Source organism: Achromobacter sp. ACM01 (genome assembly GCF_014851745.1).
Taxonomy (GTDB): domain Bacteria; phylum Pseudomonadota; class Gammaproteobacteria; order Burkholderiales; family Burkholderiaceae_B; genus Achromobacter; species Achromobacter aegrifaciens.
In genome coordinates, this window is record NZ_JACVAF010000002.1 from 378,401 (window position 1) to 392,408 (window position 14,008).

Genomic DNA, 14,008 nt, shown 5'->3' on the forward strand with positions numbered 1-14,008 from the left:
TATGAGAAAAATAGTGGCAAGCAGTTTTTCGCTGCGGATACCTTGCCGCTCCCTGGGGGATTAGGGAAAACACCGGGCGCGGACTGCTAAAATCGAAGGCTGATCTCACTACCGGCTTTGTCATGTCTTCTGCCCGCACGCCCGACGTTTCCGCCACCCTGTCCGATTGGCTGCAGTACCTGGAATCGATCCACGCCACCGCCATCGACATGGGTCTGGACCGGGTGCGCGAGGTGGCGGGGCACCTGGGGCTGGAGCTGTCCGGCGTGAAGTTCGTCGTCGGCGGCACCAACGGCAAGGGTTCCACCTGTGCCATGCTGGAGGCAATCCTGCTTGCGGCCGGCTACAAGGTCGGGCTGTACACGTCCCCGCACCTGATCAATTTCAACGAACGCGCCCGCATCAATGGCCAGATCGCCACGGACGAGGCCTTGATTGCCCAGTTCCAGGCGGTCGAAGCCGCGCGCGGCGACGTGTCGCTGACGTACTTCGAGTTCACCACGCTGGCAATCCTGCGACTGTTCTCGCAGTCGAAACTGGACGCCGTGGTGCTGGAAGTCGGCCTGGGCGGACGGCTGGACGCCGTCAATATCGTCGATGCGGATTGCTCCGTCGTCACCAGCGTGGACCTGGACCACACCGACTGGCTGGGCGATACGCGCGAGAAGATCGGCTTCGAGAAAGCCCACATCTACCGCAGCGGCCGGCCGGCGATCTGCAGCGATCCCATGCCGCCGCAATCGCTGCTGGACCACGTCCAGGAAATCGGCGCGGACCTGTGGCTGTTCGGACGCGACTTCAACTATTCCGGCGACCGCCAGCAATGGGCCTATGGCGGCCGCGAACAGCGGCGCAACTCGCTGGCCTATCCGGCGCTGCGTGGCGCCAACCAGCTGCTGAACGCGTCGGCCGCGCTGGCTGCGCTGGAATCGGTGCGCGACCGCCTGCCGGTGCCGCAACAGGCCGTGCGCCTGGGCTTGCTGCAGGCGTCGCTGCCGGGCCGTTTCCAGATCCTGCCGGGCCAGCCCGCGGTCATCCTGGACGTGGCGCACAATCCGCATGCCGCGGCGGTGCTGGCGCAGAACCTGGACAACATGGGCTTTCATCCCTACACCCACGCGGTGTTCGGCATGCTCAACGACAAGGATCTGGCCGGCGTCATCGCCAAGCTCGGCACGCGCATCGACAACTGGTACTGCGCCGGCTTGCCGGGGCCGCGCGGCACCTCTGGAGACGCGCTGGCGGAGCAGGTCGCCGCCGCGCTGCCGCCCGCGCCGGCGGATGGCGAAAAACCAGGTATCTCCGCTTACCCGGATCCCGCCCAGGCCTTTGCGGCAGCGCGCGAACGGGCAGGGGAGAATGATAGAATCGTGGTGTTCGGCTCGTTTCTCACCGTAGCCTCGGTTTTGCAGGCTCTGGGTCGCAAGGCATAGGCAGCAGCGGGTCAGTCGCGTCCGGCGGCCCGCCGCCATATCGCCGCAAGGAATTCTCCTCCATGGGTTTTTTCAAACGCAAAGATCCTGCCGACCAGGCGCCGTCCTCCAAGCGGGCGGCTGTGCCCAGCGAGGTGCAGGCTGCGGAGCTGCGCGGTCGCGCGCGGCGCAGGCTGGCAGGCGCTGTCGCGCTGGTGCTGGCAGCCGTCATCATCCTTCCCATGGTGCTCGATTCGCAGCCCACGCCTGTGGACGACAACATTCCCATCAGGGTGCCGGAGCGCAATACGCCGTTCCAGCCGCAAGTGACCGAACCGCAAGTCGCCGCGCCGCAGACGCCCGCGCCGGGCAGTGCTGCGCCGACGGATCCTTCGGCCATCCCGACGCCGCCTCCCGTGACGTCCGTGCAGCCGCCGGCGACGACGACGCCTCCGGCCGCGCAACCTGCGACGCCGCCCGCGACGGCGGCCGTCACGCCGCCCAAGCCCGAGCCCAAGCCGGCTACGCCGCCCAAGCCGGACCCCAAGCCCGCGACGCCGGCCAAGCCCGATAACCGATCGGATGACGGCGCGCGCGCGCTGGCCTTGCTGGAAGGGCGTTCGGCGCCTGCGGCTTCGGCGCCCGCGCCCAAGCCCGCCGCCAAGGGCAATTTCGTGTTGCAGATCGCCGCCTATACGACCTCCGAGGACGCCCAGTCGCGGCGCGGCAAGCTGCACCAGGCCGGCGTCACCAACGCATTCGTGGAACAAGCCACCATCAATGGCAAACAGCAGTACCGTCTGCGGGTGGGGCCGTTCCCCTCGCGCGAGGCGGCGCAGGCGGCCCAGGCGCGGTTGCGCACCCTGGGCTATGACAATGGTTTCATCGCCGCCCAATAGTGACCGGCTTCGACTTCGTCGTGCTGGCCATCCTGGTGGTTTCGGGTGTGCTGGGCCTGGTGCGCGGCCTGCTCAAAGAGGTGCTGTCGCTGGTCGCCTATCTGCTGGCCTTCGTGGCGGCGATATGGTGGGGGCCCACGGTCTATGCCTGGTTGGAGCCCTATATTGAAACGACGCTGCTGCGCATGGGAGTCTCGTACGCCGCGGTGTTCATCATCGTGCTGCTCGGCGTGGGCTTGGTCAACATGACGCTTGCCGCCCTGATCCGCAGCACCGGACTGAGTCCCGCCGACCACGGCCTGGGCGGGATGTTCGGGCTGGCCCGTGGCCTGTTGATCGTGCTGGCGCTGGTCGCCGCCGCAGGCTACACGCCGCTGCCGCAGGAGCCGTGGTGGAAGGACGCCATGTTTTCGCATTCGGCCATCGAGGCCATCAAACATATCAAGACGTGGCTGCCGCCGTCCCTGGCGACGTGGCTGCCGTATTGATTAGCTTTAAATCAACCAGGAAATCTCACCATGTGTGGAATCGTAGGGGTCATCGGGCGCGGGCCGGTCAACCAGCTGCTCTATGACAGCTTGCTGCTGTTGCAGCATCGCGGGCAGGACGCCGCGGGCATCGCGACATCGCAAGGTAACCAATTCAATATGTACAAGGCTCACGGCCTGGTGCGCGACGTCTTCCGCACGCGCAACATGCGCGCGCTGCCGGGTACGTCGGGCGTCGGGCAGGTCCGCTATCCCACCGCGGGCTCCAGCGCCAGCGAGGAAGAGGCCCAGCCGTTCTACGTCAACGCGCCGTTCGGCATCATGTTGTCCCACAACGGCAACCTGACCAACTGGCGCGAACTGCGCGAATCGCTCTACCGCGTTGACCGCCGCCACATCAACACCAACTCCGATTCCGAAGTCCTGCTGAACGTGCTGGCGCACGAGCTGCAATCGGCGGCCAGCGGCGTGTCGCTGGACGACGACGCCATCTTCCGCGCCGTATCGGCCCTGCACAAGCGCGTGCGCGGCGCCTATGCCGTGGTGGCGCAGATTTCTGGTTACGGCCTGCTGGCCTTCCGTGATCCCAACGGCATCCGTCCGCTGTGCATCGGTCGCCAGGAAACCGAAGAGGGCGTGGAGTGGATGGTCGCGTCGGAATCGGTGGCGCTGGAAGGCAGCGGCTTTGCCTTCGTGCGCGACGTCGAGCCCGGCGAAGCCGTGTTCATCGACCTGGACGGCCGCTTCGTCAGCCGCCAGTGCGCCGACAATCCGCAACTGGTGCCCTGCATTTTCGAGTACGTGTACTTCGCGCGTCCGGACTCCCTGATCGACGGCGTGTCGGTGTATGACGCCCGTCTGCGCATGGGCGAGTACCTGGCCGACAAGGTCGCGCGCAACATGCGCCTGGGCGATATCGACGTGGTCATGCCGATTCCGGACTCCTCGCGTCCCGCAGCTATGCAGTTGGCCGCCCGCCTGAACCTGGACTACCGCGAAGGCCTGATCAAGAACCGCTACGTGGGCCGCACCTTCATCATGCCGGGCCAGGCCGTGCGCCGTAAGTCCGTGCGCCAGAAACTCAATGCCATCGGCATGGAATTCAAGGGCAAGAACGTGCTGCTGGTGGACGACTCCATCGTGCGCGGCACGACCAGCCGCGAGATCGTGGACATGGCTCGCGCCGCAGGCGCCAACAAGGTCTACTTCGCCTCGGCTGCTCCCCCGGTGCGTTTCCCGAACGTCTACGGCATCGACATGCCTACGCAGAGCGAACTCATCGCCACCGGCCGCAGCGACGAGGAAATCGCCCGCGCCATCGGCGCCGACTCGCTGGTCTACCAGGACCTGCACGACATGCAGCAGGCAGTGCGGGACATCAACCCCAAGCTGTCGCGCTTCGAGGCTTCGTGCTTTGACGGCCAGTACGTCACGGGCGACATCACCCCTGAATACTTGGCTCGCCTGGGCCAGTCCCGTGGCGAACCGGGCGAGGAAGGCGGGGCCAGCGGCCTGCAGTTCAACATGGGCTACGCCGCCAGCGACGCCTGACGCGTTTGCCTGGTGGCAAGAAAAATGCCGTCCTTCGGGACGGCATTTTTTATTGCGGGGTACTGGGCGCCTGCACTGCGATATCAGGCCGCGGCCTTCCACAAGGTTTCGCGTGTCGCGTCCAGGTGCGTCAGATACAGCCGCAAGTCGAACTCATACTGGTGGTACTGCGGTTCCATGCGCAGGCACAGGTTGTAGAAGGCCTTGTTATGGTCCTTTTCCTTCAGGTGGGCCAGTTCATGCACCGTGATCATCTTCAGGAATTCCGCCGGCACGGTCTTGAACAATGTGGCCACCCGGATTTCGTGCTTGGCCTTCAGCTTGCCGCCCTGCACGCGCGAGATATAAGTGTGTTGTCCCAGCGCGTGCTGGATCACATGGATCTTGCTGTCGAAGGCGACCTTGTTGATCTGGTCGCCGTTGCGCATGTAGCTGTTCTTCAGGTCCGTTACGTATTGGTAGAGCGCCCGGTCGGTGCGCACGTCGTGGGGGCCGGCAGGGTAGCGCGCCAGCAGCGCCGCGCCCAGCTTGCCTTGGTCGAGCAGCTTTTGGGCCTGGGTGAGCAGGGATTCCGGGTATCCGGTCAGGTATTTCAGATTGGACATGATCAAGGCGGGGACGGCGCCGGAGCGAGACCAGGCTTCCCCGCGTTTGGCCGCCGCCCGCGATGCTGCGGGCGGCGTCAGGAAGGGCTGTTACTGCGATCCGCCGCGCCGGAACACGACCGGCAGCGCCATGAAGAAAATGATGACGAAGAGCGCCAGGCTCCACAGTGCATATTCGATGCCCAGCACTGGCACTTTGGCGTCCATGCAAGTGGCATAGATGCCGAACAGCCACGGCACGGCGCTTTCCAGGCCGATGCCGGTCATGAAGCGGTCGGCGAAGGTCTGGTCGCAGGACAGCATGTTGGCCGCTACGCTGTACTGATACCAGGCCGCGGCGATACCGCCCAGGGACAATAGCGCGGTGAGCGCGCCGCACAGGCGCGTCAGGGCGCGTCCACCGCCGAATCCGCCCACCAGCGCGATCACGCCGATCACCAGGTAGATCAGGCGCTGCATGACGCACCAGGCGCAGGGCGGCATGTCGAAGACGTGCTGGGAAACGAGGGCAAGGCCGACGGCGCCGAAGCAGAAGAGGGCGATCAGGCGGAGCAGGCGTTCTGAGCGAGAGGTCATTGTTGCTTTGCAAGGGTTGGAAAAGGGGCCGGAAGCGGCCCCGAGCCAGGCTTAGGCCTTGGGAATCGGAATTGGTTGCATCACTTGCTGCAACACGCCCAGCAGCAGTTCGCGCGAGCCTTCCCAGAAGATCTGTACGCCGAGGCACAGCATGATGAAGGCCGAGAGGCGCATGAACACAGCGGTGCCATTGTCGCCCAGGCGGTGCAGCATTTGCGCGGCAAAGCGCAGGCAGATGTAGAGCGTGACCGATACGACGATGATGCCCGGAATGGATCCACCCAGCCGCACCAGGCTCAGCACGTGGTTCTGATCGCGCAGCGACACCCCCACGGTGATGGCCGCGGCGATGGATCCGGGACCGCAACTGATGGGGAAGGTCAGCGGATAGAACGCGCGGGCCTTGGCCATCTCCGGGGTGAAGGACTCGGCCATGCGCGCCACGCGCTCGGTATCGGCGTCGGGCGAATTCACCAGCCGCCAGGCGCTGGCGATCACGAGCATGCCGCCGCCGACCCGCACGATGGACAGCGAAATGCCGAAGAAACTAAGCAGCACGTTGCCCGCGACCATGGCGACGATCAACATGAGGCAGACATTGATGGCCACGCGCTTGGCCAGCACCATGCGGGTGGATGATGACGCGCCCTCGGTCAGCGACAGGAAGATCGGCGCGATCGCGGGCGGGTTCAGAAAGGGCAGCAGGGTGGCCAGCGCGAAAAAGAAGCTGGTGCCGAAAACGCGCAGATAATCGTTTAGCTCCATGGGGAGGGTATCGCCTGGCCGAAAACCGGGATTGTATGCGGTCCCGGCGGCGCTGGCGATGCCAGGCACCCGTGATCAGGCGGCGCGCTGCTGGGCTTCCTCGCCCGCCAGGGCGTCCAGGACGTCGCGTTCGAACTGCATCTGGCTGCGCGGGCGCGTCAGCGCCGAACCGTCGACGATGAAGACGTCCTCGACCCGGTCCCCCAGCGTCATGATCTTGGCCATCAGCAGGTTCACTTCGTGCCCGGCGAAGACGCGCGCCAGCGCGTGCAGCAGGCCGGGGCGGTCGGTCGCGGTTACCGACAGGCGCCAGGAGGTGCTGCGCTCGTCGGGCTGCAGTTCGGCCTGCGGCATGACCGGGAACACCCGTGACACGCGGGACTGCCGGCCGCGGCCGTAGTAGCCGCCGCGCGCGGGCTGTTGCAAGGCGGCGGCGTGCGGGTCCTTGAGGCGTTCGGCCAGCTCGTGTTCGACCAGGGTGGCCTGGGCGCGCAGGTCGCTGGCGCCTTCCGGCAACAGCACGATGAAGCTGTCCAGCGCCCAGCCGTGGCGCGTGGTGTGGATGCGCGCATCCTGAATGGAAAGCGATTTGGCGTCGAAATAGCCGCAGATCGCCACGAACAGGTCGGGCGCATCGCGGGTGTACACCATGATCTGCAGGCCTTCGCCATGTTCGGTGGGGCGGGCCTTGACCACCGCCTGCGCTGGCGCGACCTGATGATAAAGATGGCGCGTGTGCCAGGCGATGTCCGAGGCGTCGTGGCGCAGGAAATACGCCACGTCGAGCTGGTTCCAGAAGGCTTCCCGGGCATCGTCGCGCAGGCCCGCCAGGCGGGTCAGGCGGGCGGCTTCTTCCTTGCGCTCGGTCAGGACGGTGTGGGCGTCGGCGTGGGCGCCGCCCAGGGCGGCCAGCGTCAGCTTGTACAGGTCTTCCAGCAACTTGCCTTTCCAGGCATTCCAGACCTTGGGGCTGGTGCCGCGGATATCGGCGACCGTCAGCAGGTACAGGGCGGTCAGGTGGCGTTCGTCCTTCACGGTGGCGGCGAAGTCCTGCACCACGGCCGGATCGGACAGGTCGCGCTTCTGCGCCACGGCCGACATCAGCAGGTGCTGGCGGACCAGGAATTCGACCAGCTTGGCGTCCTCGGGCTCCATGCCGTGGTCTTGGGCGAACTTGCGCACTTCGCGCGCGCCCAGTTCGGAATGGTCGCCGCCGCGGCCTTTGGCAATGTCGTGGAACAGCGCGGCCACATACAGCAGCCAGTGCCGGTCCAGGCCGGCGATCAGCTGGCTGGCCAGCGGATACTCCTGGGCATGTTCCGGCATGGTGAAGCGGCGCAGGTTGCGCACCACCGCCAGCGTGTGTTGATCCACCGTATAGGCGTGGAACAGGTCATGCTGCATCTGGCCGACGATGCGGCGGAATACCGGCAGATAGCGCGGCAGGATGTTCAGCATGGTCATGCGCCGCAGCTCATGCACGATGCCGCGCGGCTGCTGCAGGATCTGCAGGAACAGCTTGCGGTTGACCGGGTTGCGGCGGAATTGCGCGTCGATGCGGTGGCGCGAATGCCAGATGGCGCGCAGCGTGCGCGCCGACATCCCGGTCAGTTCCGGATGCTGTTGCATCACCAGGAAGGCCCGCAGCAGCAGGGTGGGATTGCGCTCGAAACCGTCGTCGCGAATGATGTCCAGGCGGTCGCGCAGATTGCGGAAGTCGTCGTCGATGTCGCGCGCGTCGCTGTCCGGACGCGGGAACAGCCGTTCCTCGATGTTCTGCACCAGGATGCCGTTCAGCTGGGTCACCAGCCGCGCCGCCCAGTAGTAGCGCTGCATCAGCAGCTCGCTGCCGCGGCGGGTGGCGGTGGCATGGATTCCATAGACTTCGGCCAGGGCGGGCTGCAGGTCGAACAGCACGCGGTCTTCGCGCCGGTTCGCCAGCAGGTGCAATTCGATGCGCAGGCGCTTGAAGGCTTGTTCTGCTTTGCGCAGGTCGCGCGCCTCGGACGAGGTCAGCAGGCCGGCTTGCGCCACGGAGCGCCAACTGTTGCCAAAGCCGGCTGCCCGGGCCATCCACAGGATGACCTGCAGGTCGCGCAGTCCGCCCGGCGACTCCTTGCAGTTCGGCTCCAGCGCATAGGGCGTGTCCTGGTAGCGCGCGTGGCGCTGCTGCATTTCGACGCGCTTGGCGCGAAAGAACGCGCGCGGGTCCAGGCGCGACTTGGTCGCGGCTTCGAAGGCCTTCATCAGCGTGCGGCTGCCCGCCAGCCAGCGGGATTCCAGCAAAGCCGTTTCCACCGTGATATCGGCGTCCGCCTCGCGTTCGCAGTCCTCGATGGTGCGCACGCTATGGCCCGGCTCCAGGCCCAGGTCCCACAGCGAGGCCACCAGCTTTTCGATGGCCGACTCGTCCTCGGGCGTGGGAGCGTGCGGCAGCAGGATCAGCAGGTCCACGTCGGAGTGCGGGTAAAGCTCGCCCCGGCCATAGCCGCCCACGGCCGCCAGCGTGGCGCCGGCGGGCAGGGGGCAATGCTTGATCAGGTCGCGCAGCGCGGCGTCGACGATGCGGCGCAGCTCGGACAGGAGGGTGTCTGGCCGCAGGTGCGTGCGGAATTGCGCCACCGCGGTCCGCCGGGCTTCCTGGATGCGTTCGCGCAGGGCGCTGAGAATGGCGGCGGTCATGGCGGCTAAGGTTGTGTGTCAGACGGCTGGGATGACCAGGGGTTCGGTGACGAAGGCGGGCGGCTTGGGCATCCCCGGCGACAGGGTCAACACTTCGTAGCCGGTCTCGGTGACACAGACAGCATGCTCCCATTGGGCCGACAGGCTGTGGTCGCGGGTGACGACCGTCCAGCCGTCGGACAGCTGGCGGATCTCGCGGCGGCCCGCATTGATCATCGGTTCAATGGTGAACAGCATGCCCGTCGTCAGCTTCACGCCCGTACCCGGCTTGCCATAGTGCAGCACCTGCGGGTCTTCGTGGAAGCGCTGGCCGATGCCGTGGCCGCAGAACTCGCGCACCACTGAAAAGCCGTTGGCCTCGGCGTGCTTCTGGATCGCGTTGCCGATGTCGCCCAACGTGGCCCCGTTTTTCACCTGCTGGATGCCCTTCCACATGCATTCGAAGGTGATCTCGGTCAGGCGGCGCGACAATATGGATTGTTCGCCCACTGCGTACATGCGGCTGGTGTCGCCGAACCAGCCATCCTTGATGATGGTGACGTCGATATTCAGCGAATCGCCGTTTTTCAACACCTTGTCGCCCGGGATGCCATGGCAGACCTGGTGGTTGACCGAGGTACAGATGGCGCCGGGGAAGGGAGGGTAGCCCGGGGGCGCATAGCCCACCGTGGCCGATTTCACGCCCAGCTCATCGGTCAGGTACTCCAGGCAGAGGCGGTCCAGCTCTCCGGTGGTGACCCCAGGCTTGACGTGCGGCGTAATGAAATCGAGGACTTTGGCCGCATCCTGGCAGGCGGCGCGCATCTTGGCCAGGTCGGCTTGATTGGTGATAGTGCCCATGGAATAGCTTGGCGATGTCTCGCTTGAATGTCTGCTTGAAAGAATAGTAGAATTATAGGCTTCCCTAAAATTTTGGGGAGCAATCGGGTTACGGCAAAGGCCGAACCCGGCGGGTGCAGGCAGCGGAACCGATGTCACGCAAACCCGGCAGGTAGTCTGGCAGCAGGTCCTTTCATAGTGATCGGCGGCGCGCCCTGAAGTTTCACCGCAAGCGAAGGTTGTGGAGCGAAATCGGGCAGGTCGTTGGTTCCGTGGGTGGGCACGCAGGCAGGAAACCAGTCGGGCGGGCGGAGCGGCGGCAAATCCGATGCAGGCGCCAGGCTGGGGACGCGGCGTGCTTGTAAGCCCGGTCATGTTTTAGAGCGGCGATGCAGGCTCAGGGTTTGGACTCGGTATGGATGTCGGCTTAAGTTCTTGAAAACGTTCGCGTTTTCTTAAGAAATGACCCGATGGTCTGATGCGCGGTCGAACTGAAGCCAGGGTGTGACAACCCCGCGCTTGAACGCGAAGAGCTGGATTTTCCAGAGCTGGATTTCGCCGCCAACAAAACAGGTCCGGGTGCGCTTTCGGGAAACCGCCGGAAACTTCCAGGAAATTCCTGGTGGGTCTGGAAAAGCGCCTGCAAGCATGCGGTGCAAGGCTCTTGGTCGTGGCGGCCGTCTGGGTTTATCGCGGCAGCGTAGTAGAAGGCGCCCCAGGGCGTCGCAGTTATTGCGGCAGTGATCGGTCGGCCCGGTTAAAATTTTGTCATCCCGCATTTGCGGGAAATCGCGCGCAACACCACCCAGGGTGTCAGCCAGAGGCTGATGCAGGTGCGGCGCAAGAAATCAACCCTTGGAGAAAGTTATGTCTTTGATGCGCGAAATGCTGGAAGCGGGTGTCCACTTTGGTCACCAGACCCGCTACTGGAACCCCAAGATGGCCCCCTTCATCTTCGGCCATCGCAACAAGATTCACATCATCAACCTGGAAAAGACGGTTGATAAGTACCAGGAAGCCACCAAGTTCGTGAAGCAGCTGGCTGCTCGCGGCGGCAACATCCTGTTCGTCGGCACCAAGCGCGCTGCTCGCGAGCTGGTCGCCGCTGAAGCCTCCCGTTGCGGCATGCCCTTCGTCGACGCCCGCTGGCTCGGCGGCATGCTGACCAACTTCAAGACGGTCAAGACCTCGGTCAAGCGCCTGAAGGACATGGAAGCCGTGGTCGCCGAAGGCGGCGCCGAGCGCATGATCAAGAAGGAAGGCCTGCTGTTCCAGCGCGAACTGGAAAAGCTGAACAAGTCGATCGGCGGCATCAAGGACATGAACGGTCTGCCTGACGCCATTTTCGTGATCGACGTCGGCTACCACAAGATCGCCATCGCCGAAGCCAAGACCCTGGGTATCCCCGTGGTCGCCGTGGTTGACACCAACCACTCGCCCGAAGGCATCGACTACGTCATCCCCGGCAACGACGACTCGGCCAAGGCCATCGCGCTGTACGCCAAGGGCATCGCCGACGCCGTGCTGGAAGGCCGCGAACAGAACCTGAACGGTCTGGTCGAAGAACTGGGCGAAGGCCAGGAAGAGTTCGTCGAAGTGCAGGACAACCAGGCCTAAGCCTGTTGTCATGTCCGGCGGTTAGCGTCTGGGAGCGGTGCCGAAATCGGTCCGCTCCCGCCTCGCCGGCAATGCGAAGGTGGGCTCCCATCTTCCTGATCCGCTAGTCGCGGATGTCCCATCGAATCAAACCACTGTCCCGGTTTCCCGGGGCATGTTCTAGCAAATTGGAGCAAACATGGCTGAAATTACCGCTGCCCTGGTCAAGGAACTGCGCGAAAAGACCGACGCGCCCATGATGGAGTGCAAGAAGGCCTTGACGGAAGCCGAGGGTGACCTGGCCCGCGCCGAGGAAATCCTGCGCGTCAAGCTGGGCAACAAGGCCAGCAAGGCTGCCGCCCGCGTCACCGCTGAAGGCCTGATCGGTCTGTTCATCTCCGCCGACGCCAAGAAGGGCGCCGTCATCGAAATCAACTGCGAAACCGACTTCGTCGCCAAGAACGACGACTTCGTCGGCTTCGTGAACAAGCTGGCCGAGCTGGTCGCCACGCAGAACCCCGCCACCGTGGAAGCCCTGTCGGCGCTGCCCTACGGCGACGGCACGGTCGAAAGCACCCGTACCGCCCTGATCGGCAAGATCGGCGAAAACATCTCGATCCGCCGCTTCGAGCGCATCGAGACCCCGAACTCGCTGGCCAGCTACGTGCACGGCGGCAAGATCGGCGTGCTGGTCGAATACACCGGCGCGGAAGAAGTGGGCAAGGACCTGGCGATGCACATCGCCGCCACCAAGCCCAAGGCCCTGAACGCCGACGGCGTGAACCCCGCCGACATCGCCGCCGAACGCTCGGTCGCCGAACAGAAGGCTGCCGAATCGGGCAAGCCGGCTGACATCGTCGCCAAGATGGTCGAAGGCTCGGTCGCCAAGTTCCTGAAGGAAGTCACCCTGCTGTCGCAGCCGTTCGTCAAGAGCGACAAGCACAGCGTTGAGCAGATGCTCAAGGAAAAGGGCGCTTCGATCAGCAAATTCGTGCTGTTCGTTGTCGGCGAAGGTATCGAGAAGAAGACCAGCGATTTCGCCGCTGAGGTCGCCGCTGCCGCCGCCGGCCGCGCCTGACCCAGGGTAGTGCTTAAGGGCCGGCGCTAGATTAAATTCTAGTCCGGCCTATTTCTTGTCTTACACTTTCGTCGGATTGTTCTTCGGGATATCACCTATGAGCAGCAGAGCATACAAACGGGTTCTTCTCAAACTTTCCGGCGAGGCGCTGATGGGCGACGATGCATTCGGCATCAACCGCTCCACCATCGTCCGCATGACCGATGAGGTCGCTGAAGTCGCCGCCACGGGCGTCGAGCTGGCCATCGTCATCGGCGGGGGCAATATTTTCCGTGGCGTCGCCCCGGGCGCGCAGGGCATGGACCGCGCAACCGCCGACTACATGGGCATGATGGCCACCATCATGAACGCGCTTGCGCTGCAAGACGCGCTCAAGCACAAGGGTGTCGACACCCGCGTGCAATCGGCCTTGAACATCGATCAGGTCGTCGAGCCGTACATCCGCCCGAAGGCGCTGCGCTACCTCGAAGAGGGCAAGGTCGTCATCTTCGCGGCAGGTACCGGCAACCCCTTCTTCACCACGGACACGGCCGCTGCGTTGCGCGGCGCCGAGATCGGGGCGGAGATCGTGCTGAAGGCCACCAAGGTCGACGGCATCTACAGCGCGGATCCCAACAAGGATCCCACCGCCACGCGTTACTCGCGCATCAGCTTCGACGAAGCGATCGTCCGCCGGCTGGAAGTCATGGACGCCACCGCCTTTGCGCTGTGCCGTGACCAGAAGCTGCCGATCAAAGTGTTTTCGATCAATAAGTCCGGCGCCCTCAAGCGGGTCGTCAGCGGCGAAGACGAAGGCACCTTGGTACACGTCTAAAGAAAAGGAAATTCCATGAGCGTCGCAGAAATCCGCAAATCCGCCGAAGCCAGGATGGCCAAGTCGCTTGACACGCTCAAGACCAACCTGGCCAAGATCCGCACGGGCCGCGCCCATACCGGCATCCTGGACCACGTGCAGGTCGAGTACTACGGCTCGCCCGTGCCGATCAGCCAGGTTGGCAACGTGAACCTCGTGGACGCCCGCACCATCAGCGTGCAGCCCTACGAGAAGAGCATGGCCTCCGCGATCGAAAAGGCGATCCGCGAATCGGACCTGGGCCTGAACCCCATGTCGATGGGCGACACCATCCGCGTGCCGATGCCCGCGCTGACCGAAGAGCGCCGCCGCGACCTGACCAAGGTTGTCCGCAGCGAAGGCGAGGACGCCAAGGTGGCCGTGCGCAACCTGCGCCGCGAAGCCAACGAAGCGCTGAAGAAGCTGGTCAAGGACAAGGAAATCTCCGAGGACGACGAACGCCGTTCGCAGGACGACGTCCAGAAACTGACCGATCGCAGCGTGGCCGAAATCGACAAGATGGTTACGCAGAAAGAAGCGGAAATCATGACCGTATAATTCCTGGATGCCGTCAGGGTGATAGGCTAGTCCGTATCCTCCTGGCGACCAGGATATCCTGCCTGAGCGCCGTCCTGTCCATTGGTTCGCAGCATTGCTGCTTAGCGGTGGAACGACGGCGCAGGCTTTTCTTTACGTAGTTCCGTT

General features: G+C 64.4%; 13 protein-coding genes. 8 read left to right on the forward strand and 5 right to left on the reverse strand.

Going from position 1 to position 14,008, the window contains the following annotated elements; all coding sequences use genetic code 11:
- Window positions 1-122 precede the first annotated feature (122 nt).
- The 4 genes from folC to purF all read left to right on the forward strand — a co-directional run bounded on the left by folC (window position 123) and on the right by purF (window position 4,350).
- On the forward strand, window positions 123-1,433 hold the full coding sequence (folC, locus tag IB268_RS10190) for a bifunctional tetrahydrofolate synthase/dihydrofolate synthase (RefSeq protein ID WP_192354190.1): 1,311 nt from the start codon (window positions 123-125) through the stop codon (window positions 1,431-1,433).
- A 62-nt stretch (window positions 1,434-1,495) separates the two neighbouring features.
- Complete coding sequence (locus IB268_RS10195) at window positions 1,496-2,311, forward strand: SPOR domain-containing protein (protein ID WP_054456709.1); 816 nt, start codon at window positions 1,496-1,498, stop codon at window positions 2,309-2,311.
- The gene (locus IB268_RS10200) at window positions 2,311-2,799 is read left to right on the forward strand and encodes a CvpA family protein (RefSeq protein WP_054456710.1); all 489 of its coding nucleotides are present in this window, start codon (window positions 2,311-2,313) and stop codon (window positions 2,797-2,799) included. The genes IB268_RS10195 and IB268_RS10200 overlap by 1 nt, the downstream gene beginning before the upstream one ends.
- Window positions 2,800-2,829: 30 nt before the next feature.
- On the forward strand, window positions 2,830-4,350 hold the full coding sequence (gene purF / locus IB268_RS10205; protein ID WP_054456711.1) for an amidophosphoribosyltransferase: 1,521 nt from the start codon (window positions 2,830-2,832) through the stop codon (window positions 4,348-4,350).
- 83 nt (window positions 4,351-4,433) lie between these two features.
- Here the strand turns inward: purF and IB268_RS10210 are convergent, their stop codons facing one another.
- The 5 genes from IB268_RS10210 to map all read right to left on the reverse strand — a co-directional run bounded on the left by IB268_RS10210 (window position 4,434) and on the right by map (window position 9,818).
- A complete protein-coding gene (locus IB268_RS10210; protein ID WP_192354191.1) occupies window positions 4,434-4,955 on the reverse strand; it encodes a M48 family metallopeptidase in 522 nt (173 codons plus the stop codon).
- A 90-nt stretch (window positions 4,956-5,045) separates the two neighbouring features.
- Window positions 5,046-5,531: a disulfide bond formation protein B gene (locus IB268_RS10215; RefSeq protein WP_054456714.1), complete on the reverse strand. Its 486-nt coding sequence runs from the start codon at window positions 5,529-5,531 to the stop codon at window positions 5,046-5,048.
- A 51-nt stretch (window positions 5,532-5,582) separates the two neighbouring features.
- A complete protein-coding gene (locus tag IB268_RS10220) occupies window positions 5,583-6,296 on the reverse strand; it encodes a MarC family protein (RefSeq protein ID WP_013393435.1) in 714 nt (237 codons plus the stop codon).
- A gap of 75 nt (window positions 6,297-6,371) precedes the next feature.
- Complete coding sequence (locus IB268_RS10225) at window positions 6,372-8,978, reverse strand: [protein-PII] uridylyltransferase (RefSeq protein ID WP_054456715.1); 2,607 nt, start codon at window positions 8,976-8,978, stop codon at window positions 6,372-6,374.
- A gap of 18 nt (window positions 8,979-8,996) precedes the next feature.
- Entirely contained in the window at window positions 8,997-9,818 is an 822-nt protein-coding gene (gene map, locus IB268_RS10230) for a type I methionyl aminopeptidase (RefSeq protein WP_119451964.1), read from the reverse strand.
- A gap of 846 nt (window positions 9,819-10,664) precedes the next feature.
- On the opposite strand from map, the gene rpsB reads away from it, so the two are divergent.
- The 4 genes from rpsB to frr all read left to right on the forward strand — a co-directional run bounded on the left by rpsB (window position 10,665) and on the right by frr (window position 13,861).
- Window positions 10,665-11,414 carry a 30S ribosomal protein S2 gene (gene rpsB, locus IB268_RS10235; RefSeq protein WP_054456717.1) on the forward strand — a complete coding sequence of 250 codons (750 nt, stop codon included), beginning with the start codon at window positions 10,665-10,667 and terminating at the stop codon, window positions 11,412-11,414.
- Between the two features lie 178 nt (window positions 11,415-11,592).
- Window positions 11,593-12,471, forward strand: coding sequence for a translation elongation factor Ts (gene tsf / locus IB268_RS10240; RefSeq protein WP_119451963.1), 879 nt, complete (start codon window positions 11,593-11,595; stop codon window positions 12,469-12,471).
- A 97-nt stretch (window positions 12,472-12,568) separates the two neighbouring features.
- On the forward strand, window positions 12,569-13,285 hold the full coding sequence (gene pyrH / locus IB268_RS10245) for a UMP kinase (protein ID WP_013393440.1): 717 nt from the start codon (window positions 12,569-12,571) through the stop codon (window positions 13,283-13,285).
- A 15-nt stretch (window positions 13,286-13,300) separates the two neighbouring features.
- Window positions 13,301-13,861, forward strand: coding sequence for a ribosome recycling factor (gene frr, locus IB268_RS10250; RefSeq protein ID WP_054456719.1), 561 nt, complete (start codon window positions 13,301-13,303; stop codon window positions 13,859-13,861).
- The last annotated feature ends 147 nt before the right edge of the window (window positions 13,862-14,008 follow it).

Excerpts from the sequence above, each read along its gene's own strand:
- folC (WP_192354190.1), top strand. The coding sequence starts at position 123 with ATGTCTTCTGCCCGCACGCCCGACGTTTCCGCCACCCTGTCCGATTGG.
- IB268_RS10195 (WP_054456709.1), top strand. The coding sequence starts at position 1,496 with ATGGGTTTTTTCAAACGCAAAGATCCTGCCGACCAGGCGCCGTCCTCC.
- purF (WP_054456711.1), top strand. The coding sequence starts at position 2,830 with ATGTGTGGAATCGTAGGGGTCATCGGGCGCGGGCCGGTCAACCAGCTG.
- IB268_RS10210 (WP_192354191.1), bottom strand. The coding sequence starts at position 4,955 with ATGTCCAATCTGAAATACCTGACCGGATACCCGGAATCCCTGCTCACC.
- IB268_RS10215 (WP_054456714.1), bottom strand. The coding sequence starts at position 5,531 with ATGACCTCTCGCTCAGAACGCCTGCTCCGCCTGATCGCCCTCTTCTGC.
- IB268_RS10220 (WP_013393435.1), bottom strand. The coding sequence starts at position 6,296 with ATGGAGCTAAACGATTATCTGCGCGTTTTCGGCACCAGCTTCTTTTTC.
- IB268_RS10225 (WP_054456715.1), bottom strand. The coding sequence starts at position 8,978 with ATGACCGCCGCCATTCTCAGCGCCCTGCGCGAACGCATCCAGGAAGCC.
- map (WP_119451964.1), bottom strand. The coding sequence starts at position 9,818 with ATGGGCACTATCACCAATCAAGCCGACCTGGCCAAGATGCGCGCCGCC.
- rpsB (WP_054456717.1), top strand. The coding sequence starts at position 10,665 with ATGTCTTTGATGCGCGAAATGCTGGAAGCGGGTGTCCACTTTGGTCAC.
- tsf (WP_119451963.1), top strand. The coding sequence starts at position 11,593 with ATGGCTGAAATTACCGCTGCCCTGGTCAAGGAACTGCGCGAAAAGACC.
- pyrH (WP_013393440.1), top strand. The coding sequence starts at position 12,569 with ATGAGCAGCAGAGCATACAAACGGGTTCTTCTCAAACTTTCCGGCGAG.
- frr (WP_054456719.1), top strand. The coding sequence starts at position 13,301 with ATGAGCGTCGCAGAAATCCGCAAATCCGCCGAAGCCAGGATGGCCAAG.